Source organism: Rhodocyclus purpureus (assembly GCF_016653115.1).
In the GTDB taxonomy this organism is placed as follows: Bacteria; Pseudomonadota; Gammaproteobacteria; order Burkholderiales; family Rhodocyclaceae; genus Rhodocyclus; species Rhodocyclus purpureus.
Window position 1 is genome coordinate 24,176 of sequence record NZ_NHRX01000059.1, and the last position, 21,070, is coordinate 45,245.

Genomic DNA, 21,070 nt, shown 5'->3' on the forward strand with positions numbered 1-21,070 from the left:
AAACATGGCCTTGCAGCCTGTTCTTGAAGCGCTTTCGCAAGTTTCAGCGCGGTGCGTAGAGGTCGCGGCCGGCCTCGTGCAGGTCGCGGCGCAGGCGGCGTCTTTCTTCGGAAGAGAAGCGCAGCGGACGCGAGGCCTCGGGAGTTTCCTGGGAGGCCAGCGCTCCATGCGTGGCGGGCGTCGCGTTGCCGGCAGCCTGGCTGTCGTTCCGTGCCGGCTGGCCTGCGGACTGGCCGGCGAAGTCATGCGCCTGCACATCTGCCCGCTTTCCCTGGTGTCGGCGTCCTGACTCGGCAGCGTCTGCGTCAGCCGTTCCGGCTAGCATGAGCGGGCTGGCCAGCAGCAGCATGAGCGCGAGGCTGCGCACGGCGGTGTGTCGGCGCCAACAGCTGCGCAACGGCATCTTCCTCGTTGGTGGACGTATCCGCAGCAGCGGCAAGCGCGTCGCCTCACTCATCACCCTACCCTCACACAATTTCAAGCCTTGCATCAACACGAGCAGCGATTCACGGTCTGCTCAGCACTGTATTCTGACCCGGCTATTGCGCTTTCGACAGCGTATGGAACAAACTTTTACGCTTCACCGGGACGCCGCAGACTTTCGTCTACGTTACGTTTCGAGTCGTGGCCGATCGTTGCCAAACTTTTCCGGCTCTTCCTGCGAAGGGCGAATTCCGTTTAGGATTCCGCAATGGCTGAAGTCAAAATTCTCGTCGTCGACGACGACAACCGACTGCGTGACCTGCTGCAGCGCTATCTCGGCGAGCAAGGCTTCGTCGTGCGCACCGCCGAGAGCGCCAAGGCGATGGACCAGCGCCTCGACCGCGAGCGCTTCGACCTCATCGTGCTCGACCTGATGCTGCCCGGCGAGGACGGCCTGTCGATCTGTCGTCGCCTGCGCGCAACCGACCCGCAGCAGGCGGTCATCATGCTCACCGCGCGCGGCGACGAGGTCGACCGCATCGTCGGACTGGAGATGGGCGCCGACGACTACCTGCCCAAGCCCTTCAACCCGCGCGAGCTGGTCGCCCGCATCAACGCCGTCCTGCGCCGCCGTGCCGCTCCGCCACCGGGCGCACCCGATGTCGAAGCCGAGCGCCTGGCGTTCGGTGGCGTCGAGGTCGACTTCGCGGCACGCACGCTGCGCCGCGGTGAGGAAATCATCCCGCTGACCACCGGCGAGTTCGCTGTGCTGCGCGCGCTCCTGCAGCACCCGCACCAGCCCCTGTCGCGCAACCGCCTGATGACGCTCGCGCGCGGGCGCGAACAGGGCCCCTTCGACCGCACCATCGACGTCCAGGTTTCGCGCCTGCGCAAGCTGATCGAACCCGACCCGAGCAAGCCACGCTATCTGCAGACGGTGTGGGGTCACGGCTACGTCTTCGTCCCGGATACCCCGCCGCCGGCATGAGCTTCATCCCGCGCACGCTGCTCGCGCGCACCTTCCTGCTGATCAGCCTGCTGCTCTCCTTTGTCGTCGCCTCGTGGCTGGTGCTGTTCGCGCTCGCCGAACGCGAGCCGCGCGCCCGCCAGCTGGCGCAACTGACGGCGAGCGTCGTTAACCTGACCCGCGCCGCCGTGATCGCCGCCGAACCGGCACGGCGGCGTGACCTGCTGCGCGAGCTCGACGAGCGCGAGGGCGTGCGCGTCTTTCCGGCCGAGAACGGCGACCGCATCGCGGCGCCGCCCGACAGTCCTTTCCAGAAGCGCTTTCGCGTGCTCGCACTGGAGCAACTCGACCCGCGCACGCGCTTCGCCAGCGCGGTGAACGATCAGCCCGGACTTTGGGTGAGCTTCCACCTCGAACCGCCCGGGATGGCCGAACGGGGCGAGGTGGCCGAGAACATCGAGGACGAATTCTGGCTGATGCTGCCGGTTTCCCGTGCCGAGCAGCATTTCCCGTGGCCCTGGCTGGTCTGGGGCGGACTGATCCTCGCCGCCGGCCTGCTGGTCGCCTGGCTGATCGTCTCGCGCATCAGCGCGCCGCTGCGTGCGCTCGCCGCCGCCGCCGGCGAACTGGGGCGCGGACGTCGTCCCGAGCCGCTGCGCGAGGAGGGATCGCGCGAGATGCAGCAACTCGCGCAGGCCTTCAACCGCATGTCGGATGACCTGCGCCGCCTCGATGACGAACGCGCCGAGACCCTCGCCGGCATCTCGCACGACCTGCGCACGCCGCTGGCCAGGTTGCGCCTGGAGGCCGAGATGTCGATCGCCGACAGCGAGGCGCGTGCCGCCGTCGAGGCCGACATCGAGCAGATGAACGCGGTCATCGCGCAGTTCCTCGAATTCGCGCGTGGCGAGAGCGGACCGATCGACGCCGCTGCCGACATCGACGCGCTCGCGGCCGAGAGCGTCGCGCGCGCGCAGCGCTCCGGTGCCGACGTCCGCTTCACGCCCGGCGGACTGCCGCCGACGCCGCTTCGCCCGCTGGCGCTGGCGCGTGCGCTCGACAACCTGCTCGAGAACGCGCGCAAGTACGCGGGCGGCGAGATCGAATTGCTCACCCGCCTCGACGCCGGCGCCGGCAGGAAGCCCGGGCGCGGCAGCGACCGCCTGATCGAGGTCCTCGATCGCGGACCGGGGATTCCCGAGGGCGAGAGCGAGCGCCTGAAACAGCCGTTCACGCGCTTGGAGAACGCACGCTCGGACGCCAGCGGCTCGGGGCTCGGGCTCGCCATCGTCGATCGCATCGCCCGCCAGCACGGCGGCCGCCTCGACCTGCTCCCGCGCCCCGGCGGCGGCCTGATCGCCCGCCTGCGCCTGCCGGCGCGAGCCGACTGAAGCGCGACGGAAGTGTTGGGTGTTAGGTGTTAGGTCCTAACTCCTAACTCCTAACACCTAGCACTTAACCCCTAACCCCAGAAGTGAGCAGTTTCGCGCGCAGGGGGTCGGGGATCGGTGCCGACTTGCCGGTTTCCGCGTCCATCCAGACGATCTTCGCGTCCCCCGTCGCGTACAGCTTCTCCTCCCCCTGCACCCGGATCTCGTAATGCGAGGGCAGGCTGCTGCGTCCCGGCTCGCCGAGGAACATCCTCACTTCGACCGTCCCCGGATAATTGAGCTGGGCGAGGAAGGTACAGGAAGCGTTGATGATCACCGGCGCGATTCCCTGCTTGGCGACGACGATCCCCTCCCTTTCCAGCCACTCGCAACGCGCCTGTTCCATGTAGCGGAAGAAGACAGTATTGTTGATGTGACCATACGCGTCCATGTCGCCCCAGCGCATCGGGATCAGCGTGGTGAAAACGGGTTTGTCGGTGGTTTGCATGTGGATTCCTCGTTACCGGTTGATGACGCGCAGGATTCGCTGCGCTGCTCTTTTAAGGCTTGACGAAGGGTCGATTTTTTCCATACGATACCGTATTGTCAACCGCGTCAAGAAGACAAATCAAACACGGTCTGACCAAGCCACCAACTGAAGACTTGACGGGAGGAACGGGATGCAACGCGAAGCAATGGAATACGATGTCGTGATCGTCGGCGGGGGGCCGTCCGGGCTTTCGGCAGCGATCCGTCTGAAGCAGTTGGCGGCAGAGGCTGGACGCGAAGTCAATGTCTGCCTGATCGAAAAGGGGTCCGAGATCGGCGCCCACATCCTCTCCGGCGCGGTGATGAACCCGCGCGCGCTCGATGAACTGATTCCCGACTGGCGCGAGCGTGGTGCACCGCTGGAAACCGAAGCGCGCGAAGACCGGATGTACATCCTCAAGGAGAACGGCGAACTGCCGATCCCGCACTCGCTCCTGCCGAAGTGCTTCCAGAACCACGGCAACTACATCATCAGCATGGGTGCGCTGTGCCGCTGGCTCGGCCAGCAGGCCGAGGAACTCGGCGTCGAGATCTACCCCGGTTTTGCCGGCACCGAAGTGCTGTTCAACGAAGACGGCTCGGTCAAGGGCGTCGCCACCGGCGACATGGGCCGCCTCAAGGACGGCAGCGAAGGCCCGGCCTTCCAGCCCGGCATGGAACTGCACGCGCGTTACACCTTCTTCGGCGAAGGCTGTCGCGGCCAGCTCGGCAAGCAGCTGCAGGCGCACTTCAAGCTGAACGAGAACTCCGACCCGCAGACCTACGCGATCGGCATCAAGGAACTGTGGGAGATCGTCCCCGAGAAGCGCCAGCCCGGACTGATCATCCACACCGGCGGCTGGCCGCTCGAGCCGGACACCTACGGCGGCGGTTTCATGTACCAGATGAACGACGGACTGGTGGCGGTCGGCTTCGTCGTCGGTCTCGGCTACACCAACCCCTACCTCTCGCCCTACGAGGAATTCCAGCGCTACAAGACCCATCCGCGCATCCGCGAATTCCTCGAAGGCGGCAAGCGCCTCACCTACGGCGCGCGCGCGATCGTTGCCGGCGGCTTGCAGTCGCTGCCGAAGCTGACCTTCCCCGGCGGCGTGCTGATCGGCGACAACGCAGGCTTCCTGAGTGCGTCGCGCATCAAAGGCGGCCACTGTGCGATCAAGTCGGGCGCGCTTGCTGCCGAGGCCTGCTTCGACGCGCTCGGCGCCGACCGCTCCGGCGACGAACTGACCGCCTATCCCGAGGCCTTCCGCAACAGCTGGCTCTACCAGGAACTCTACGAAGGCCGCAACTTCAAGCCGTGGATGAGCAAGGGCCTCACCGTCGGCGCGCTGATGTTCGGCATCGACCAGATCGTGTTCCGGGGACGTGCGCCGTGGACGCTGCACAACACCGCCGACCACGTGAAGCTGAAGCCGGCCTCCGCCTGCTCGCCGATCGCCTATCCGAAGCCCGACAACAAGCTGACCTTCGACCGCCTCACCTCGGTGTTCCTCTCCAACACCAACCACGAGGAAGACGAGCCCTGCCACCTGAAACTCGCCGACCCCGAGAAGGCGATCAAGGTCAATCTCGAAGTCTACGACTCGCCCGAGCAGCGCTACTGCCCGGCCGGCGTGTACGAGATCGTCCGCGACGGCGAAGCGGGCAAGCCGCGCCTGCAGATCAACGCGCAGAACTGCGTGCACTGCAAGACCTGCGACATCAAGGATCCGACGCAGAACATCACCTGGGTCGCGCCCCAAGGTGGCGAGGGACCGAACTACCCGAACATGTAACGTTTCGGTAACATCTACCGTCCACAATGCGCCGTCTTCTTGGACGGCGCATTTTTTTGCGCGGGTTCCGGCCCTCCCAGCCATGGAATCTTCGCATTCGCTGCTGCCGCCGCTCCCACGACAGCCGCAGCACCTGTGGGAGGGCCGTAGGGCCCGAATAAGCGCTGCCACGGCACCAGTGGGGAGGGCCACAAGGCCCGAACGAGCCCCCACTCAATCGACATTCAGCGTGCTCCCTTCCTGCAACCGGCCATGACCTTCCTTGCCTCTCCCGTCCACATGCTAAAGACTCCGCCGTATCGTCTGGCGAGCAGCGCCGCCTTCACTCTGGCCCTGCTGCTGGCGGTCGACGATGCCCTCGCCGCCCGCCCCTTCGTCACCGACGACGCCAGGCTGACGACTGCGCACAGCTGCCAGCTCGAAAGCTGGATGCGCGTCTATCCGCAGAGCCGGGAACTGTGGGCGCTCCCCGCCTGCAATCCGGGGGGCAACTTCGAAGTCACCGCCGGCACCGGCCACGCGCGCAACGAAGCGCTCGGCGACAGCAATGACTACCTCGTCCAGATGAAGACCCTCGCGCGGACGATCGAGAGGGACGGTTTCGGCCTCGGCTTCGCACTCGGGCGGGTGACGCATCCGAGCGTCAATCCCGGCCCCAACCTGTTCGGCAATACCTACGCCTACGTTCCGCTGACCTACGTCTCGCCCGACGAGCGTCTCGTCGTCCATGGCAACCTCGGCTGGCTGCGTGACCGCGCCACGCACGCCGACCGGATGACCTGGGGAATCGGCGGCGAGTACGTGCTCAACGGACGCGTCTCGGCGATCGCCGAAACCTTCGGCGACGATCAGGGTTCGCCGTTCTGGCAGACCGGCGTGCGCACCTTCATCGTCCCCGGCAAGGTCCAGATCGACGCCACCTGCGGCGGACAGAGCGGCGGCAACCGCGATGGCCGCTGGCTGTCGTTCGGCCTGCGCCTGACTCCCGATCGGCTTTTCTGAGGCTACTTCTCCGCCTTGCCGTGCATGACCATGATGGTCTGCTGCATGATGGCGCAGAGCGTTTCCCTGCCCTCCTTCACCGCGAACACCTCGGCCTTGGTGACGACCAGGGTCCGCCCGGGGCGAACCACCTCGCCACGCGCGATCAGCTTCTCGCCGTCGGCCGGGGCGACGAGGTTCACCTTGTATTCGACGGTCAGCACCGAGGCGGTCGCCGGTACCATCGTCATCGCCGCGTAACCGGCCGCCGAGTCGGCGATCATTCCGACCACCCCGCCATGGACGAAGCCGTGCTGCTGCTCGATGCCGTCCCAGTGCGGCACATGGATTTCGGTGCGCCCGTGCTCGACGACGGGCAGGCTCGCCCGGATCAGTCGCATCGCCGTCTGCTTCGCGAAACTGGCGCTGACACTGGCGGCGAAATCGGGATTGGCAAGACGGCTCATGCTCGCTCCGCAATGTTATCTGAAAACATAATCATATGATCGGTTGTTAAACCGATCTATGAATATCGCCCCGTGTCGTCGCCCTGAGCCTGGCGAAGGGCGAACGGAAGGAACAGGCCAAGCCCGGTGAGGCGTGAATCAGGACGCCAACTTAATGACGCAGGTCTTGTCCTGTCAAGACCTCGACCGGGTCTCCCGGCCGCAGGGCAGCGAGGTCCCGGGCCACGACCCGGCTCTGCGGGTCGAGGCCGGCAGTGATTTCGACCCTTCCGTTCTGCGTGCGTCCGGTACCGACCGCAAGCGCCTCGATCCTGTTGTCGACGCCCACCTTGAACACGCGACACGTTGCAGCTTGGCACAACACGGTGGCAGCGGGCAGGACGAGCACCTCGCGCTCGCCGATCGCGAGCGTGCCGGCCACCTGCAGGCCCGCCTTGAGATTGGCCTCCGGCGGCAGGTCCACGTAGACCAGACCCTTGCGCGTATCGAGATCGACCGTCGGCGAGACCTGCCGCACACGGCCCGCGATCTCCGGACCCAGGGGGCTCCTGATCCTGGCTGCCTGTCCGGGGCTGAGCTTGAGCAGGGTCTCGCCGCTCACCTCGGCACGCCACTCGAGGCGCCCCTGGCGGATCAGTCTGAACAGTTCGCTCCCGGCCTGAACGATTGCGCCTTCTGTCACGGAACGGGAGGCAATCATCCCGTCGTCGGGCGCCAGCAGGGTCGCCGCGTCGAGCCTGAGCTGTTGTGCCTTGACCTTGGCCCGCGCCGCATCGAGGCGCGCCTCGCTCGTATGCTTCTGCGTTTCGTAGAGCGTCAACTCCTGCCGGCTGACGCCGCCGGTGGGAGCGAGGCGATTGGCACGATCCAGGGTCGCCACGGCCTGCGCCAGCGCCGCCTCGGCCTCGGCCAGCTGCGCGTTGGCCGCTTCCAGTTCGACTTCCACTGGCGCCGGGTTGAGCCTTGCCAGGACCTGGCCTTTCCTGACGACATCCCCCGCATTCACGAGTACGCTGAGCACGCGCAGCCCGCCGATTTCGGTGGCGATGTGGCTCTCCTGCCAGGGCATGACGTTGCCGCTCGCCTCGATCCAGTCGGGCCAGCGTTCGATTTCCGGGGCGAGCAAGGACACAGGGCGCGGACGAGCGACTGGCGGCACGCTCGCGGACTGCGCAGTCGCAGCAGCCGCGGGCGTCGGGCGCGACAGCTTGCCCTCGAGCGCGGGGCCGGCATGGGCGAGCGTTCCTGCGCCGAGAGCGCTACAGAGCATGGCCAGCGCGCTGGCCATGCGGACGACGTGACGGACAGGAAGCAGCATGCGGGAGCTCACTCGGTGGAAGTGCTTGCGGCCGCCTGCGAAAGCACGGTCGAGGGCGGCTCGTAGCGGGCGCCACCGCCGCTTGCCCGGTTCAGTGCCACCCAAGCCTGCAAGCGCTCCAGGCGAACGACGAGCAAGGTCTGTTGCGCGCCGAGCATGGCACGTCGTGCGTCCTCGAGCTCCAGCAGGTTGCTAGCGCCCTCGCGGTAGCGCAACTCGACGGCGTCGAAAAAGCGTTGATACTGGCTGGCGGACAGGCGCGCGGTCTCGGCGCGCTCGTGCGCGGCAGCGTAGCGGGAGAGCGCGTCCTCGATTTCCTGGATGGCGCTACGCGCACTGGACTTGAAGTTGGCCAGCGCCTCGTCATACCTGGCGCGGGCGGCCTGCACCGCGGCTGCGCGGCGCCCGCCATCGAGGATCGGCAGGCTCAGCGAAGGGCCGAACGACCATGTTCCGAACGACAGCGAACCGGCACCACTCGTCTCGTTGACCGAATAGGCCAGCGCCCCGTTGAGTGCCAGCCGAGGATAGCGGTCCGCCTCGGCCAGCCCGATGTCGGCAGAGGCGGCGGCGACCCTGCGCTCGGCGGCGCGGATGTCGGGGCGCTGCAGCAAGGCCTGCGCCGGGACGGCAACGCTGAAATGCTTCGGTACCGGCAGGCGATCGAGCCCGGTCGGCTTGTCCGCCAATATCCTGTTCAGGCTCGGACGGGCAACCCCGGTCAGGCGCGTCAGCAGGTTCTCCAGCAACTCGCACTGGGCACGGGTCGAGGCCAGTCGGGTCCTGGCCTCCGCGACCGAGGCCGTGCTGCGGATCCCCTGGTAGGGCGCGGTGAAGCCCACCTCGACGCTGGTCGCCGTCAGCTTTTCGGTGGCTTCCCGGGAAGCCACGTCCTGTTCGCTCAGCGCCAGGCGCGATTGGCAGGCGCGCTGGCTCAGGTAAGCGTCGGCCACATCGGCGGCGAGACTGACCTGTGCATCGGCGAGGCTGGCGCGTTGCACTGCCTCGCGGGCCAGGGCGCCTTCCCTGCCGCGGCGAACCGCACCGAAGAAATCGAGTTCCCAGGCGGCGTTCGTAGACAGCCAGGATTGCCGCTCGCGGCTCCCCGACGACGACTCGACCTGGGTCGCCGCGCTGGCGCCCAGCGACGGCGACGCTGCGGCGTCCGCCTGTGCATGGAGCGCGCGCGACTGGCCCAGTTTGGCGAGTGCGGCCTCCAGCGTGGGGCTCGTGCGCAAGGCCTCGTCCACCAGCTGGTCCAGGGCCGGGTCCGACAGTTCGCTCCACCACTGGGCGGGAAGGCGCTGATCCGACGGTGCGCCCGTCGTGGACGCGTCCGTGCGCGACGACCACTGGGCCGGCGCCGACACGCTGGGCGGGACGTAGTCCGGCCCCACCGCAGCGCAGCCGGAGAGGGCCAGTAGCGCGCACAGCGCGAGCCCGCTTCGCCCGGGAAGCCTTGCCACAAGCTTCTTCAGGACGGTCGCAGCTGCCGGAAAGTCACGTTCTTGCAAGGATGATGGCCTCGCTGTCCGGGCAGGCCAAGCATGGGCCGCAGGAGACATGAGTGTTGAATCCAAGAAACAGGCCCGGCGTACCTTGCGGTGCGCCGGGCCCTGCGAACGGATCAGCTAAAGGGGCGAGCCGATCAGAAGCGATCCTCGGCCAGCGCCAGGACACCGACCGCGCCGTCGACGATGCTGCTGGCCAGACCATCGGCCTTCGACAGGATGTGGTCGGCGTAGAAGCGCGCGGTGATGATCTTGTCCTGATAGAACGGATCGGCATCGCCGGCGTCGATCTTGGCTTGCGCGATCAGCGCGGCACGCGCCATCTGCCAGCCACCGGCGACCGTGCCGAGCAGCATCAGGAACGGCACCGAGCCGGCGTGGGCCGCCTTGATGTTCGGACCGTAGTTGTCGATGATCCACTGTCCGGCGGTGGCCACTGCCTCGACCCCGGCGGCGAAGCGGCGACGGATCGCCGCGAAGTGCTCGCCCGATGCCTTCGCCAGCTCGGCGTCGAACGCACGCATTTCCTCGATCACGGCCTTCAGCGTGACGCCGCCTTCGCGCGCCGTCTTGCGGCCGATCAGGTCGTTCGCCTGGATCGCGGTGGTGCCTTCGTAGATCGCCGAGATGCGCGAGTCACGCAGGTGCTGCGCCGCGCCCGTTTCCTCGATGAAGCCCATGCCGCCGTGCACCTGCACGCCGTCGGAGGCGACCAGGATGCCGATCTCGGTGCTCCAGCCCTTGACGACGGGCACGAACAGGTCGACGAAGGCCTGGTTCTTCTTGCGCACGTCGGCGTCCGGATGATGGGCAGCGGCGTCGTGCGCGGCGGCGACGACGTAGGACAGCGCGCGCGTCGCCTCGGCGTAGGCGCGCATCGTCATCAGCAGGCGGCGGACGTCGGGCTGGTTGATGATCGGCACCTTCGGACCACCGCGGACGCCGAGTTCGGTACCCTGGATGCGGTCCTTGGCGTAGTCGCGCGCACGCTGGTAGGCACGCTCGCACACCGCGACGCCTTCCTGGCCGACCGCGAAGCGCGCTGCGTTCATCATGATGAACATGTATTCGAGACCGCGGTTTTCCTCGCCGACCAGCTCGCCGATGGCGCCACCGTTGTCGCCGAAGGCCATCACCGCCGTCGGGCTGGCGTGGATGCCGAGCTTGTGCTCGATCGACACGCACCAGGCGTCGTTGCGCTCGCCGAGGCTGCCATCCTCATTGACCAGGAACTTCGGCACGACGAACAGCGAGATGCCCTTGACCCCGGGAGGAGCATCGGGCGTACGCGCCAGCACCAGGTGGATGATGTTGTCGGCGGCGTCGTGGTCACCCCAGGTGATGAAGATCTTCTGGCCGAAGATCTTGTAGGTGCCGTCGGCCTGCGGTTCGGCGCGCGAGCGGATCGCCGCCAGGTCCGAGCCGGCCTGCGGTTCGGTCAGGTTCATCGTCCCAGTCCACTCGCCGCTGGTCAGCTTCGGCAGGTACTTTTCCTTGATCGCCTGCGAGGCCGACAGCGTGATCGCTTCGGCGGCGCCACCGGAGAGCATCGGGCAGAGCGAGAACGCGTGGTTGGCCGACTTCCACATTTCATTGACGGCGGCGCTGACCACCTTCGGCAGGCCCTGGCCGCCCCACTCGGCCTCGGCCGCGAGCGCCGTCCAGCCGCTTTCGGCGAACAGCTTGTACGCCTCCTTGAAGCCGGGAGCTGCGGTGACGGCAGGCTTGCCGTCGTTGGCCGACCACTTGGCGCCGTTCTGGTCACCCGACCAGTTCAGCGGCGAGAGCACGCCGTTGGCAAACTTGGCAGCTTCCTCGAGCACGGCATCGACGACGTCGACCGACGCCTCTTCGTAGCCGGGCAACTGCGCAACCTCTTCGATCCCCGCCAATTCCTTCAGCACGAACTGCATGTCCTTCAGCGGGGCGATGTATTCACTCATTGCATTCTCCTCAGCGGGGTTTCAGGGTCAGAAAGCTGGCAGTCGGCGCAGGCGCGCGGGAATGCATAATTATACCGCGGCCCGGCGCTCGTCGAAGCCTGTCGCAGCAAGGAAACGCCCCGCCGGGACGCCAGTCCGGGCGGGGCGTTGCAGGGGACTCCCCCGGCCAAGACCGGGGAGCGTCGACCAGGCTGAAGCGATCAGCCGAGGGCGGCGACGAGTTCCGGTACGGCGACGAACAGGTCGGCCACCAGGCCGTAGTCGGCGACCTGGAAGATCGGTGCGTCGGGATCCTTGTTGATGGCGACGATCACCTTGCTGTCCTTCATGCCGGCAAGGTGCTGGATCGCGCCCGAGACGCCGACCGCGACGTACAGCGACGGCGCGACGATCTTGCCGGTCTGGCCGACCTGGTAGTCGTTCGGCGCGTAGCCGGCGTCGACCGCGGCACGCGAGGCGCCGACGGCGGCACCGAGCTTGTCGGCGAGCGGTTCGAGGACGGCGTGGAACTGCTCGCTGCTGCCGAGCGCGCGGCCACCGGAAACGATGATGCGCGCGGCAGTCAGTTCGGGACGCGCCGACTTGGTCAGCTCGCGACCGACCAGCTTGCTGATGCCGAGATCGGCAGCAGCGCCGAGCGCCTCGATCGGTGCCGAGCCGCCGTCGGCGGCGGCCTCGAAGGCGGTGCCGCGCACGGTGATGACCTTGACCGGGTCGGCCGACTGCACCGTCGCCAGCGCGTTGCCGGCGTAGATCGGACGCACGAAGGTATCGGCGGACTCGACCGCGACGATGTCGGAGATCTGCGCGACGTCGAGCAGCGCGGCGACGCGCGGCAGGAAGTTCTTGCCGCCGGCGGTGGCCGGCGCCAGGATGTGGCTGTAGCCGGCGGCGTTGGCGACGACCAGCGCGGCGAGGTTTTCGGCACCGAGGTCTGCGTACAAGGCGGCGTCGGCGACGCGCACGCGGCTGACGCCGGCGATCGCAGCGGCGGCTGCGGCAACGGCGGCGACGCCGCTACCTGCGACCAGCACGTCGATGTCGCCGCCGATCTTGGTGGCGGCGGTGATGGCGTTGCGCGTCGCCGGCTTGAGGACTGCGTTGTCGTGTTCGGCAATGACAAGAATGGCCATGTTCAGATCACCTTTGCTTCGTTCTTGAGTTTGTCGACCAGCGCGGCCACGTCGGCCACCTTGATGCCGCCCGAGCGCTTCGGCGGCTCGGCAACCTTCAGCGTCTTCAGGCGCGGCGTGACGTCGACGCCCAGCGCGGCCGGCGTCGTCGTTTCCAGCGGCTTCTTCTTCGCCTTCATGATGTTCGGCAGGGTCGCGTAGCGCGGCTCGTTCAGGCGCAGGTCGGTCGTCACCACGGCCGGCAGCTTGATGTCGAGCGTTTCCAGGCCGCCGTCGATTTCGCGGGTCACCGCGGCGCCGGTCTTGTCGGCATTGACCACGACCTTCGACGCGAAACAGGCCTGCGGCCAGCCGAGCAGCGCGGCGAGCATCTGGCCGGTCTGGTTGGAGTCATCGTCGATCGCCTGCTTGCCGGGGATGACCAGCTGCGGCTGTTCCTTGTCGACGACCGCCTTGAGCAGCTTGGCGACCGCCAGCGGCTGCAGTTCGACATCGGTCTCGATCAGGATGGCACGGTCGGCGCCGAGCGCCATCGCCGTGCGCAGCGTTTCCTGGCACGCGCCGACGCCTGCCGAAACGGCGACCACCTCGGTGGCGATCCCGGCTTCCTTCAGACGCACCGCTTCCTCGATCGCGACTTCGTCGAACGGGTTCATCGACATCTTGACGTTGGCGAGGTCGACGCCGGAACCGTCACTCTTGACGCGGACTTTGACGTTGTAATCAATGACCCGCTTGACGGGAACGAGAATCTTCAATCTTTTCTCCTTTCAAAGGCTGGGGAGCAGGCGCTCCGGCCGACATTATGCCGCCCCTGTGGACGGCGGCGACAGCAGTTTGACAGTCTGGATTCATGCCCGCACAATAACCCATACTGTACAGTATGGAAGCCTGCAAAGTACCGCAGGCGCAACGATGCTGTCAAGAATCGCCAGAGCCCTTGCCCGACTCGGCGGCGCGCCCCGGAAGACGGCGGCGCGCAGCGCAGAACGATGGAGAAGATCGCAGCATGGATGAGCAGAAGCTACGCACCCAACTCGAACGCAAGGACTGGATCGAGGCCGCCTTCGACGCACTCGCCGACCATGGCATCGACGGCCTACGCGTCGAAGCGCTGGCCAAGCGCTGCGGTGTGACCAAGGGCAGTTTCTACTGGCACTTCAAGGATCGCCAGGACATCTTCGACGCGGTCCTGGCCGCCTGGAAGGAAGGCCGCGTACGCGACATCAACCGGCAGACGCAGAGCGCACCCGGGCGCGAAGCCGAGCAACTGCGCCGCGTCATCGACATCTACAGTGGCGCCGCGGGCCACCGCCGCGGGCTCTGGATCGAACTCGCGATCCGCGACTGGGCGCGGCGCGACGCCGCGGCCAAGGCGGTGGTCGAGGAAGTCGATGCCTGGCGGATGGAATGCACGCGCAAGCTGTTCCTCGCCTGCGGCTTTGCCGACGCCGACGCGCGCAGCCGCAGCCTCCTGCTCTACGCCTACGTCTTCGGCAGCAGCCTGATGGCCTACGACCGCAACGACCCGCAGAACGCCGACTGCAAGCGCTGGATCGCCGAGCGAATCCTCTCGCGCTGAGGCTGCGCCCTCACCCGCAGCGCAGTCAGAGCGTCACGTTCGGGCCTTACGGCCCTCCCACGAAAGCTTGCCGCCCCAGTATGAAAGCAGATGCGACTACTGCGCTCTGCTGCGGGCGTTCCCGGCCGCCGGCGCGCAAGAGCGCGCGCCGTCGCTCTCCACCAGCCAGCTCGCCAGTTCGCCGCCGAGCTGGCCGCTGGCCGCGACCAGCGCCGCCGCACCGCCGCGCGCGTCCTGGCTCGCCGCCGGGCGCTCGACGCTGAAGACACGCCGGGCAAGGATGCGGCGGCCCGCGTCGAGGAGGAAGGCTTCCGCCTGCACCACGCCGCGGCTGCGCTCGGCAGTGTCGAACACCTGCGTGAATTCCTGCACATCGACGCGCAACAGGCAATCGACGGCGCCGTTCGCGGCGGTCGCGCCGAGTTGCTGGCGCAGGCGTTGCGCCAGCAGTTGCGCCGCGCCCCCGGCCCAGCGGCTCCCCGAATATTCGCGCAGGCGCAACGGGTCTTCGTAGGCGAGACGATAGGCGATCGCTGTTCCGTCGAGCCACGCGGGCGCCCGAACCTCGACGGCGAGGCTGACCGGCGCGGTGGCGGCACGCTGCGCCGGCGGGCCGAAATCATAGACCGTCGCCGGCGGCCCGGAACGCCCGCCGAGCGCGCATCCGGCAAGCAGCAGAGCGGCGGCAAGCCCGGCGAGGATCGACCGCGGCAGAAAATTCCTGAAAGCGAAGATGGTCATCGGGTCTCCTCGTTTCGGCTCCAGCTGCTCATCGTAAAAACCTCTTTTCAGCCACGAAAAGCACGAAAGCCACGAAATGAAAGATCGGGTCGTAGTCGTGTTCAAACCAGTCAGTTCGCTCATCGTCAAAACCTCTTATCAGCCACGAAAAACACGAAAGCCACGAAACATGGGCTTCTAGTCGTATTCAAGCCATTCAGTCATTTCGCCTCGGCCCGAACCCTTGACGATTTTTTCGTGCATTTTTCGTGAATTTCGTGGCCAACTGATTTTCCCCGGGATCGTCGCAGCCTACTCTTGCCCGGGACGGCCCGTCATGACGGCACCACCGTCCGCCTGCGCTGCCGACGGCGCCACGAACCCCGTCTCGCCTGGCCCCGGCAAGGGGCCGGGTGCGCCGAAGACGACGCTCTGCGGCGCGTGTTCGAGGACTTGCAGCACCCGGTTGAGCTGCTGCGAGGTCGCCGCCAGCTCGCCGACGAGTTCATTCACCCGCGGCGCCAGCGCACCGACGCCGCTGCCCGGACTGGCGAGCGCCTCTTCGACACGCTCGCTGGTCGCACGCAGGCTGACCAGCAGCCCGCGCGCTTCGGCCAGCGTCGGCGCCGCTTCGCCGGCCGCCGCTTCCAGCCGCGCCAGCGTCGAACTCAGCGCAGCGACGTTTTCAGGAGATAGCAAGGCGCGTACCTGTGCCGCCGTCCGGCTGGCGTCGTTCGAGCCGGACTCGATGTTGGCGAGCGTGCGCGCGACACGCTCGCGGTTCTCCGGGCCGAGCAGCTGGTTTACGGCGAGCAGCAGGTCGCGCGCCTGGCGCATCGTGTCGCCGCCGAGCGTGGACAGCTCTTCGAGCAGGGAGGACTGCATCGCGATGCGTGGCGGCGACTCGGCGGAACCCTCCAGCGGCCGCGGATCGCTGCCGTCGTCCTCGAGCAGGATGTGGGCGATGCCGGTGACGCCCTGATAGCCGAGCTTGGCCCGGGTGCCGCGCGTCAGCGGCAGCTTGTCGTTCACGTTCATCCTGATCAGGATGTTGCGAGGGTCTTCCGGGTCGATCCCGATCGACTGCAGCTTGCCGACCGGGATGCCGCGGTAACGCACCTGCGCCTGCGGGTTGAGGCCGGTGACGTTCTGCTGGGTGACGACGACGAGCGGACGGGTCGCCTCGTGCTTGCCGCCGAACCACCAGACCGCGGCGAGCGCGGCGAGCCCGAGCAGGATCGTGAACAGGCCGGCGATCAATGCATGCGAACGGTTTTCCATGTCTCTCCCCTCCCTGGCGGCCTTCAGCGCGCAGCCCGCTGCAAGGCGCCATTGACCTGTAGCGAACCGAAGAAGTTGCGCACGAACGGATGATCCACCGTCGTCACCTCGGCCAGGGTGCCGTCGGCGACGATGCGCTGCTCGGCGAGCGCGGCGACGCGGCTCGCCAGTCCGACCAGCGTCTCCAGATCGTGCGTGACCATCACCACGGTGAAGCCCAGCGCCTCCTGCAGCGAGCGGATCAGGCGGACGAAGCCGGCGGCGCGATCCGGATCGAGGCCGGCGGTCGGCTCGTCGAGCACCAGCAGTTCCGGCTCCAGCGCCAGCGCCCGCGCCAGCGCGACGCGCTTGACCATCCCGCCCGACAACTCGGCCGGCATCAGGCGGCTGTCGTTGGCATCGAGTTCGACCATCGCCAGCTTCGTCATCACCGCGTCGTGGATCAGGTCCTCGTCGAGCAGCTTCAGCTCGCGCAGCGGGAAGGCGACGTTGTCGTAGACCGGCAGCGCCGAAAACAGCGCGCCCTGCTGGAACAGCATGCCGAAGCGCTGGCGGATGCTGCGCCGGATCTCGGGGTCGCGGTCGAGTACCGGGTGGCCGAACAGGCGTACCTCGCCCGCGCTCGGCGCGAGCAGGCCGACCATCTCGCGCAGGAGCGTCGTCTTGCCGCTGCCCGAGCCGCCGACCAGGCCGAGGATGTCGCCGGCGAAGACCTGGAGGTCGAGGTCGAGATGGATCAGCATCCGGCCGAAGCACGTCGACACGCCGCGCACGTCGATGACCGGTTCGCCCCTGTTGATCGTGGCGCTCATGTTCCGGGCATCCCGAGCGTGCGCGTGAAGATCGCGAAGATCGCATCGACGACGATCACCGTGGTGATCGCGGTGACTACCGAACTGGTCGTCCCGGTCGACAGGCTTTCGGTGTTCGGGCGCACGTGCAGGCCGAAGTAGCAGGCGATGACGCCGACCAGGACACCGAAGCTCACGCCCTTGGCCAGGCCTATCCACAGGTTGGCGAGCGGGACCACCTTCGGCAGCGTGTCGATGAAATAGGCGTAGGAGAGTCCCATCTGCAGGTAGGCGGCGACCATGCCGCCGAAGATGCCGGCCGCCGAGCACCACACCACCAGGAGCGGCGTCGCCACTGCCAGCGCCAGCACCTTCGGCAGGACCAGGCGCAGGCTGCGCGAGACCCCCATCGTCGCCAGCGCGTCGATTTCCTCGGTGACGCGCATGACGCCGAGTTGCGCGGTCATCGCCGACCCGGAGCGACCGGCGACGAGGACGGCAACCAGCAGCGGTCCCAGCTCGCGGATGATGGCGATGCCGAGCAGGTTCACGATGAAGACGTCGGCGCCGTAGGCCTTCAGTTGCAACGACGAGAGGTAGGAGAGGACGACGCCGATCAGGAAGCCGATCAGCGCGATCACCGGCAACGCCTGCGCGCCGCTCTTGTACAGCGTCGCCGAAAACTCGCGCAGCGGCAGCTCGCGCGGATGCAGCCACAGCCACGCGAGGTCGAGCACCAGCTGACCGATCAGCGCGATCGTCCCGAGGAAAATTCTCTGCGCGTCGAGCGCGAAACGCCCGAGCGCGACGATCGGCCCCGCCGGATGCCGCTCGGCAAGGCGCGCCTCGCGGCGCGGGAGGCGACTGACGCGCTCGAGGACCTGACGGTGCTGTTCGGAAATGAGCAGCGTCGACGGCAAGCTGCGGCCCCAGGCCCGCCACAGCACGAGCGCGCCGACGCTGTCGAGGCGCCCGATTCCGCGCAGGTCCCAGCGCGGCGCTGCCCGGCTCAGCTCGGCGAGCCGGGCTTCGCGCGCGGGCAGGGACTTGCCGAGCCCGACCAGGGTCCAGTCGCCGCCCAGCCGCGCGACGGCGTCTGCCTCATCGTAGTCGAGCGTCGCGGCAGCCATCGGCGGATCGTTGCCGGATCAGCCCTCGGTCGCTGTCGCCCGGCGGCGAATGCGCAGGCTGGAGCCGATGCGCTCCCAGACTGCCGCCTCTTCGTTCAGCGACACGGCCTTGAGCGGATTGTTGGCAATCCAGTCGGCGGGAACCTCGAGCTGGAAGCCGGACGCGCTGCGCTTGAGGGTGAGCGAGGGCAAGGCGCCGTCGTCGCGCGAGCGGTGCAGCTGCACCGCCAGGCGCAGGCAGAGGACGAGCAGCCAGGCGCTGTCCTGCGGCGGCAAGGCAGAGAGCTTCTCCAGCTTGCCGCGCTGGCCGAGCACGATCAGCGCCAGCCGCGACTGCTCCTTCTTCGAGAAGCCGGGCATGTCGGCGAAGGTCAGGACATAGGCGCCGTGCTTGTGGTAGCCCGAATGCGCGACCGAGATGCCGATCTCGTGCAGTTGCGCCGCCCAGCGCAGGAAGCGGAAATCGTTCTCGTGTTCCGGCGCCTCGGCATCGACCAGTTGCGCGAACAGGCCGTGCGCCGTGCGCGCGACGCGCTCCGCCTGCGGGCCGTCGACCTGGTAGCGGCGCATGAACTGCTGCACCGTCGCGTCGCGCATGTCGTGTGCGAAGAAACGTCCGAGCAGGTCGTAGAGGACGCCGAGGCGCAGGGCGCCGTCGGCGTAGGTCATGTGCTCGACCCCCATCTCGGAAAAGATCGCGCACATGATCGCCAGGCCGCCGACGAAGACCGGCATGCGGTCGGGGCGCAGTCCTTCGATCGACAAGGCTTCCGCCGAACCGGCACGGATCAGCAGGCTGCGCAGCCGTTCCAGTCCCGCGCGGGTGACGCCGCTGACGCCGCCGGGGTTGAATCCGTTGAGTTCGAGGATGTCGGCCAGCGCGCGCGCCGTTCCCGAAGAGCCGACCGCCTCCTGCCAGCCGAACTGGCGATAGCTGGTGGCGATGCGCTGGATCTCGCGCGCCGCCGCCAGTTCGGCCTCGCGGAAGCGCTTCTTGTCGACCAGGCCACCGGGAAAGAAGCGCAGCGTGTAGCTGACGCAGCCCATGTACAGCGATTCGAGCAACAAGGGCTCGACCTGGCGGCCGATGATGAACTCGGTCGAGCCGCCGCCGATGTCGAACACCAGGCGCTTGTGCTCGGCCGCCGGCAGCGAATGCGCGACGCCGAGGTAGATCAGGCGCGCTTCCTCGCGACCGCCGATGACCTCGATCGGGAAACCGAGCGCCTTCTCGGCCAGCGGAATGAACTCGGGCGCGTCCCTGGCCACGCGCAGCGTGTTGGTGGCGACCGCGCGCACCGCATCGGGGGCGAAACCGCGCAGGCGCTCGCCGAAGCGGCGCAAGGCCAGCAGCGCGCGCGCGCGCGAAGCCGCGTCGAGGCGCTTGTCGGCCGTAAGCCCCGATGCCAGCCGGACCGGCTCCTTCAGTGCATCGAGCGGATAAATCTGATCATCGACGACGCGCCCGACCTGAAGGCGAAAACTGTTGGACCCAAGATCGACGGCAGCGACCAGTTCGTAAGCCATTTCTCTGAACCTTGCAGCAAAGGATCGCGAATTCTAGCACCGCGCTGCGCTGGCCCCGCTTCATGACAGAAATGTTACAGCCAGCAGCAACTCTGGGACTATTGCATCGGCCAAACCACTTCCGGCGGCATCACGCTGAAACAGCCGCATGTGGGTGCCACGATTCGGGCTTCCCTACCCTCCACAGCGGCGTCTGTCTCCCGCCGGGCGTTGTCGCCGACAAGAACCTCGTCGTCGCCCGCGCCGACGACGTGACTTTCGGCATCCTGCACTCGCGCTTCCACGAGCTGTGGGCACTGCGTCTCGGAACCAGCCTCGAAGACCGCCCGCGCTACACATCGAGCACGACTTTCGAGACCTTCCCCTTCCCCGAACAGCTGACGCCGCGTGACACGGCGGGCTGGGGGCCGGGGGCACCGATTTGTGACAACCATGAGGCGCCACCGGCCCCCGGTTCGCCGTGCGCCGCGACCGAAACAAGCGCCACAGCTCACAGCGCTCCGACCGCCAAACACGCGCAAGCCATCGCCAGCGCCGCCAGACGCCTCGACGAACTGCGCGAAAACTGGCTGAATCCGCCCGAATGGGTCGACTGGGTGATCACTCCCGAGGAGGAAAAAGCCGGTTTCCCGAAACGGCCGCTCGCCAAACCCGGCCACGAAGCCGAGCTGAAGAAGCGCACGCTGACGAACCTCTACAACGCCCGTCCGACCTGGCTCGCGCACGCGCACCACGCACTCGACACCGCAGTCGCCGGCGCCTACGGCTGGACCGACTACAGCGTCGACATGCCCGACGAAGAAATCCTGCGCCGCATGCTCGCGCTCAACCTCGCCCGTTCCGCTGCGGGGTCTCCGGTGAATTGAGCGGCTTGGAGGCCGTTTTTTTTTCGCCTCCCTTCTTCGTCGCTTGCTTGTCGCCCGGCAGCCGCCTATTATTACGTATGTAATTACATCGGAGAGCACCATGTTCAGCCTGAAACTCACCCAGATCGGCAATTCGGTCGGCGTCGTGCTGCCGAAGGAGGCGCTCGCGCTGCTCCACGTCGACAAGGGCGATACGCTGTATCTGAGCGAGTCGCCTGAAGGTTTTCTACTCTCGCCCTACGATCCGACGCTTGAACGACAGCTCGCAGAAGGGCGCGAGTTCATGCGTGAGTACCGCGACACCTTTCATGCGCTGGCGAAATGAGCTTCGCCTGGCTTGATCGCCGCGCCCTCCTTCTCCTGCACGAGGAAAGCCTCGCCATCCACGGCGGCGCTTCCGGAGTGCGCGACGAAGGGCTGCTGGAGTCGGCACTCTCCCGACCGGAAAACCAGGCTGTTTACGGCGAACCCGATGTCTTCGACTGCGCCGCCGCTTACGCCTTCGGACTCTCGCGCAACCATCCTTTCGTCGACGGCAACAAGCGCGCGGTATTTCTGGCAGCCGGTCTCTTCCTGCGCCTGAACGGCTATCGCCTGGTCGCGACGCAGGTCGACGCCCTGCAGCGGATGCTCGCCCTCGCCGCCGGCGAACTGTCCGAAGCCGATTTCGCTGCCTGGCTGCGCTCCGCCAGCGTCGCCCGCGCGCCCGCAAACTGAGTTTTCGCCGGTGGGCAGG

At 67.3% G+C, this 21,070-nt stretch carries 21 protein-coding genes; 8 read left to right on the forward strand and 13 right to left on the reverse strand.

All coding sequences use genetic code 11. The features are described 5' to 3' along the window. Window positions 1-43: 43 nt before the first annotated feature. Window positions 44-397, reverse strand: a complete 354-nt coding sequence (locus CCR84_RS11645; protein WP_201212448.1) for a hypothetical protein — start codon at window positions 395-397, stop codon at window positions 44-46. A 294-nt stretch (window positions 398-691) separates the two neighbouring features. On the opposite strand from CCR84_RS11645, the gene ompR reads away from it, so the two are divergent. Together ompR and CCR84_RS11655 are read left to right on the forward strand one after the other, a co-directional pair. After that, window positions 692-1,411 carry an osmolarity response regulator transcription factor OmpR gene (gene ompR, locus CCR84_RS11650; protein ID WP_201212450.1) on the forward strand — a complete coding sequence of 240 codons (720 nt, stop codon included), beginning with the start codon at window positions 692-694 and terminating at the stop codon, window positions 1,409-1,411. Continuing rightward, entirely contained in the window at window positions 1,408-2,781 is a 1,374-nt protein-coding gene (locus CCR84_RS11655) for an ATP-binding protein (protein ID WP_201212451.1), read from the forward strand. Before ompR ends, CCR84_RS11655 begins: the two co-directional genes overlap by 4 nt. 64 nt (window positions 2,782-2,845) lie before the next feature. Here CCR84_RS11655 and CCR84_RS11660 read toward each other — a convergent pair whose 3' ends face one another. After that, window positions 2,846-3,268: an acyl-CoA thioesterase gene (locus CCR84_RS11660; RefSeq protein WP_201212453.1), complete on the reverse strand. Its 423-nt coding sequence runs from the start codon at window positions 3,266-3,268 to the stop codon at window positions 2,846-2,848. A gap of 172 nt (window positions 3,269-3,440) precedes the next feature. Between CCR84_RS11660 and CCR84_RS11665 the strand changes: the two genes are divergently transcribed. Together CCR84_RS11665 and CCR84_RS11670 are read left to right on the forward strand one after the other, a co-directional pair. Further along, window positions 3,441-5,084 (forward strand): electron transfer flavoprotein-ubiquinone oxidoreductase, encoded by a 1,644-nt coding sequence (locus CCR84_RS11665; RefSeq protein WP_201212455.1) that lies wholly within the window; start codon window positions 3,441-3,443, stop codon window positions 5,082-5,084. A gap of 279 nt (window positions 5,085-5,363) precedes the next feature. Beyond that, entirely contained in the window at window positions 5,364-6,086 is a 723-nt protein-coding gene (locus CCR84_RS11670; RefSeq protein ID WP_242508694.1) for a hypothetical protein, read from the forward strand. 2 nt (window positions 6,087-6,088) lie between these two features. On the opposite strand, the gene CCR84_RS11675 is transcribed toward CCR84_RS11670, so the two are convergent. From CCR84_RS11675 to CCR84_RS11700, 6 genes are all read right to left on the reverse strand, one after another. Next, window positions 6,089-6,532, reverse strand: coding sequence for a PaaI family thioesterase (locus CCR84_RS11675; protein ID WP_201212457.1), 444 nt, complete (start codon window positions 6,530-6,532; stop codon window positions 6,089-6,091). 151 nt (window positions 6,533-6,683) lie between these two features. Beyond that, window positions 6,684-7,850 carry an efflux RND transporter periplasmic adaptor subunit gene (locus CCR84_RS11680; RefSeq protein WP_201212459.1) on the reverse strand — a complete coding sequence of 389 codons (1,167 nt, stop codon included), beginning with the start codon at window positions 7,848-7,850 and terminating at the stop codon, window positions 6,684-6,686. Window positions 7,851-7,858: 8 nt separating this feature from the next. Then, window positions 7,859-9,364, reverse strand: a complete 1,506-nt coding sequence (locus tag CCR84_RS11685) for an efflux transporter outer membrane subunit (RefSeq protein WP_201212461.1) — start codon at window positions 9,362-9,364, stop codon at window positions 7,859-7,861. A gap of 134 nt (window positions 9,365-9,498) precedes the next feature. Beyond that, window positions 9,499-11,304 carry an acyl-CoA dehydrogenase gene (locus CCR84_RS11690; protein ID WP_201212463.1) on the reverse strand — a complete coding sequence of 602 codons (1,806 nt, stop codon included), beginning with the start codon at window positions 11,302-11,304 and terminating at the stop codon, window positions 9,499-9,501. 200 nt (window positions 11,305-11,504) lie between these two features. Beyond that, window positions 11,505-12,437, reverse strand: a complete 933-nt coding sequence (locus CCR84_RS11695) for an electron transfer flavoprotein subunit alpha/FixB family protein (protein WP_201212465.1) — start codon at window positions 12,435-12,437, stop codon at window positions 11,505-11,507. A 2-nt stretch (window positions 12,438-12,439) separates the two neighbouring features. Next, on the reverse strand, window positions 12,440-13,195 hold the full coding sequence (locus CCR84_RS11700; protein ID WP_201212467.1) for an electron transfer flavoprotein subunit beta/FixA family protein: 756 nt from the start codon (window positions 13,193-13,195) through the stop codon (window positions 12,440-12,442). A gap of 251 nt (window positions 13,196-13,446) precedes the next feature. On the opposite strand from CCR84_RS11700, the gene CCR84_RS11705 reads away from it, so the two are divergent. Further along, complete coding sequence (locus CCR84_RS11705; protein WP_201212469.1) at window positions 13,447-14,019, forward strand: TetR/AcrR family transcriptional regulator; 573 nt, start codon at window positions 13,447-13,449, stop codon at window positions 14,017-14,019. 96 nt (window positions 14,020-14,115) lie between these two features. On the opposite strand, the gene CCR84_RS11710 is transcribed toward CCR84_RS11705, so the two are convergent. The 5 genes from CCR84_RS11710 to ppx all read right to left on the reverse strand — a co-directional run bounded on the left by CCR84_RS11710 (window position 14,116) and on the right by ppx (window position 19,468). Beyond that, a complete protein-coding gene (locus CCR84_RS11710) occupies window positions 14,116-14,760 on the reverse strand; it encodes an ABC-type transport auxiliary lipoprotein family protein (RefSeq protein WP_201212471.1) in 645 nt (214 codons plus the stop codon). A gap of 291 nt (window positions 14,761-15,051) precedes the next feature. Then, window positions 15,052-16,020 carry an MlaD family protein gene (locus CCR84_RS11715; protein ID WP_201212473.1) on the reverse strand — a complete coding sequence of 323 codons (969 nt, stop codon included), beginning with the start codon at window positions 16,018-16,020 and terminating at the stop codon, window positions 15,052-15,054. 23 nt (window positions 16,021-16,043) lie between these two features. Beyond that, window positions 16,044-16,832 (reverse strand): ABC transporter ATP-binding protein, encoded by a 789-nt coding sequence (locus CCR84_RS11720; RefSeq protein WP_201212475.1) that lies wholly within the window; start codon window positions 16,830-16,832, stop codon window positions 16,044-16,046. Next, window positions 16,829-17,941, reverse strand: a complete 1,113-nt coding sequence (locus CCR84_RS11725) for an MlaE family ABC transporter permease (protein ID WP_201212477.1) — start codon at window positions 17,939-17,941, stop codon at window positions 16,829-16,831. Before CCR84_RS11725 ends, CCR84_RS11720 begins: the two co-directional genes overlap by 4 nt. A gap of 18 nt (window positions 17,942-17,959) precedes the next feature. Continuing rightward, window positions 17,960-19,468: an exopolyphosphatase gene (ppx, locus tag CCR84_RS11730; RefSeq protein WP_201212479.1), complete on the reverse strand. Its 1,509-nt coding sequence runs from the start codon at window positions 19,466-19,468 to the stop codon at window positions 17,960-17,962. A gap of 71 nt (window positions 19,469-19,539) precedes the next feature. Between ppx and CCR84_RS11735 the strand changes: the two genes are divergently transcribed. The 3 genes from CCR84_RS11735 (at window position 19,540) to CCR84_RS11745 (ending at window position 21,051) form a co-directional block, all read left to right on the forward strand. Then, complete coding sequence (locus tag CCR84_RS11735) at window positions 19,540-20,334, forward strand: type IIL restriction-modification enzyme MmeI (protein ID WP_338052608.1); 795 nt, start codon at window positions 19,540-19,542, stop codon at window positions 20,332-20,334. A 100-nt stretch (window positions 20,335-20,434) separates the two neighbouring features. Next, window positions 20,435-20,659 carry an AbrB/MazE/SpoVT family DNA-binding domain-containing protein gene (locus CCR84_RS11740; RefSeq protein ID WP_201212482.1) on the forward strand — a complete coding sequence of 75 codons (225 nt, stop codon included), beginning with the start codon at window positions 20,435-20,437 and terminating at the stop codon, window positions 20,657-20,659. After that, entirely contained in the window at window positions 20,656-21,051 is a 396-nt protein-coding gene (locus CCR84_RS11745; RefSeq protein WP_201212484.1) for a type II toxin-antitoxin system death-on-curing family toxin, read from the forward strand. The genes CCR84_RS11740 and CCR84_RS11745 overlap by 4 nt, the downstream gene beginning before the upstream one ends. The last annotated feature ends 19 nt before the right edge of the window (window positions 21,052-21,070 follow it).